General features: G+C 40.6%; 2 protein-coding genes. One reads left to right on the top strand and one right to left on the bottom strand.

What is annotated here, in order from left to right; translation table 11 throughout:
* Positions 1–167: 167 nt before the first annotated feature.
* Positions 168–1,127, bottom strand: a complete 960-nt coding sequence (locus tag F6K13_RS26415; protein WP_124144643.1) for a CHAT domain-containing protein — start codon at positions 1,125–1,127, stop codon at positions 168–170.
* A 697-nt stretch (positions 1,128–1,824) separates the two neighbouring features.
* Between F6K13_RS26415 and F6K13_RS26410 the strand changes: the two genes are divergently transcribed.
* A complete protein-coding gene (locus F6K13_RS26410) occupies positions 1,825–2,715 on the top strand; it encodes an ABC transporter permease (RefSeq protein ID WP_287243984.1) in 891 nt (296 codons plus the stop codon).
* The last annotated feature ends 233 nt before the right edge of the window (positions 2,716–2,948 follow it).

The raw sequence follows: 2,948 nt of genomic DNA, 5'->3' as shown, positions 1-2,948 counted from the left end.
AATTTGTCAATCCTCTTCTTTTCAAGGAGAGGTAATTATTCATTATTCATTATTCATTATTCATTATTCATTATTCATTGTTGAACACTGTTCCCTGTTCCCTGTTCCCTGTTCCCTGCTATAACTGAAAGCCTTTGAAATTCTGACTCCTGACTCCTGACTCCTAATTACTCTAACCCTTGAGAAACAAAACCTGCCCAATGATAGGGATGTTTGAAATTTTCCCTTTTCCGAAGTTCAAACTGAGCTTTTCGTAATGCTTCCGGGCGAGTTTCTCCCTGGTTGCGGAACTGATAATATAACTGGCAAAACTCAGCAGTGGATTTGTCTTCCACTGACCACAATGTACTAACTACACTCAGGGCGCCTGCACTGAGGAAACCTGCTGCAATACTTAGAATGTCGTCGTTAAGTTTGTTGCTAAAAGTGAGGTTAGTTTCGCAACAGGAGAGGAAGACATCAGTTAATTTTGGTAAACGCCAGGTAAACACATCTCCAAGGGTGACATCCCCATCAAATAAATGTAGTTTTGAGTCTAGGAGGTTGATTAAGTCGGCGCTAGCGTGATGACTCGAATGGAGAATTTGTACTTGTTTTGCCAGTTGACGGTAGTTGTTTACTGTTGCTTGTTGATATTTGAGGTGCAGGTTATTCGGCACTTGGAACATTTGCGCGAGGTTTTGGCATTCGTACTCGCTACCTTCGAGGTCGCCTGTTGCATTTTCGACTATTCCCATTTTTGGGGAGTTGGTGGTTTTGTTGCAGTTATCGCAATAGCTGAGTATTTGACAACTGGATACGACTCGCAAACGGAATTTGTCACTTAGATAGGTTTTGGATATAGTTGTGGTTTGGGTTTGAGTGGGGCGCGGATTAAATTTCATGCCTTTGGTATTATCCATAGGTAGGTTGTCTGCGATGGTCACAGTTTCTGTTGTGATGGGTAAAGCAGCAAATGGAATTTGATGCAGGAATATATGAGGCACAATAATTAATTCTTTGATGTCTGTGAGATGTTTGGTAATAAGTTGATTTATTTGTAAGCGTTGGGCGAGTTGTTGGAGAAATTCTCCCATGAAGTGCGGAATGTAGGACTGAAGATGATGCCATGGGGAATGTTTGAACATTGTGGTTTATTCATATGAAAACCGCTGTAATGTGGGAGTTGCTATTGTGGAAGGGTGGCAAAACCCAAATTAAGGTAGGGGCGAATGCCATTCGCCCTCAAATGGCGCGTTCCGCAAAGCTCCGAATGCCGCCCTCACTCGATAAGCGTGTCCGTGCGTAAGTCCTGATATATGTGTAGGTTGGGTATCAGCAGGAAACCCAACAACTCCTCTTGTATCTGTGTAGGTTGAGTTGAGTCAGCTAAACACAAGAAGCATTTTGGGTTTGTTGGGTTACGCTAGCGCTTAACCCAACCTACATTCTTTGTCCTGCTATATCTTCAATATTTTTTAATAATTATTATAGCAGTCAAAGCAAAGGGCGCAGACATATCAAAAACTTAAAACTCAGACAACGCTAAGTTTTTCCTTCTTCCTTCTGCTATAGCAGTCGAAGCAAAGGGCGCAGACATATCAAAAGCTTAAAGCTCAAACAAAGCAAGACTTTTGCTTCTTCCTTCTTCCTTCTTTCTTCTTCCTTCTTCCTTCTGCTATTCTGCCATTTCTAAATAGCAGTGTTAAAATTACCAGTGTATTGGGCAAAAGTCATTAGCATACAGTGGAAAAATATTAATAATAAGTTAAAAATCTTTAACTTCCACATTGTCGTATTATCTTTTGTCCATACATTCTGCACTAATAATATCTAAAGTCTAATATGAGTGGTACTATTACTCCTTCCCAACCAAATATTAGTCAGTTGTCTGACACTAAAACGACATCTTTAACCTCCGGTTCTGTAGTAGGAGATTTCTTCCAAGAAACTCTAGCATTAACCCGTCGGTTATTTATCCAACTAAAACGACGCCCTTCGACATTAATAGCTGGAATTATCCAACCCCTGATGTGGTTAATCCTATTTGGGGCACTTTTCCAAAATGTACCTCAAGGTTTATTTGGCGAAAGTCAAAACTATGGACAATTTCTCGGTGCTGGTATTATTGTCTTCACCGCTTTTGCAGGTGCTCTTAATGCTGGTTTGCCAGTCATGTTTGACCGAGAATTTGGCTTTCTCAACCGCCTATTGGTGGCTCCATTAACATCCCGCTTTTCTATTGTCTTAGCTTCAGCTACCTTTATTATCACTCTGAGTTTGATTCAGTCAGCAATAATCATCGGTGCTGGTGCATTTTTGGGCGCTGGATTACCTGGTACATTAGGATTAGCTACCATCGCCCTGATTGTCCTAATGTTGGTTTTGGGCGTGACAGGTTTAAGTTTGGGTCTGGCCTTTGCTTTACCCGGTCACATTGAACTTTTGGCAGTTATTTTTGTCACTAACTTACCTTTACTATTTGCTAGTACTGCTCTAGCACCTCTATCTTTTATGCCTAGTTGGTTACAGGTAGTGGCAAGTGTAAATCCTTTGACTTACGCGATCGAGCCGATTCGCTATTTGTATCTACATAGTGACTGGTCTATTGGTAGTATAATCATGGAAACACCTTTTGCTGATATTTCTTTTGGTACAGCATTGTTGGTACTTTTGGTCTTTGATGTAGTGACTTTAGTAGCAATTCAGCCTTTATTACGTCGTCGGTTTGCCTAAATTGATTCGATCGGGTGGTTCATTAATTGATAATTGATCATGGATAATTGATAATTACCTCCGGTTAAAACCGTTCTGACGCTAAAAATGTAGTAGCGTTAGACTCCTAAAATGTTGCATCGGGTAGGGGTGGGTTCCACGTTAAGTTAAGTTAATTGCTCAACATTAAATTTGGATAAACCCGCCCCCTCCCCAATAATCTAATGCTACCGTAAAATAATATCTCTTCTTCA

It is taken from the genome of Okeania sp. SIO2B9 (genome assembly GCF_010672505.1).
Taxonomy (GTDB): Bacteria; Cyanobacteriota; Cyanobacteriia; order Cyanobacteriales; family Microcoleaceae; genus Okeania; species Okeania hirsuta.
The sequence above is the reverse complement of the archived record's forward strand: the minus strand, read 5'-3'. Positions and strand labels throughout refer to the sequence as shown.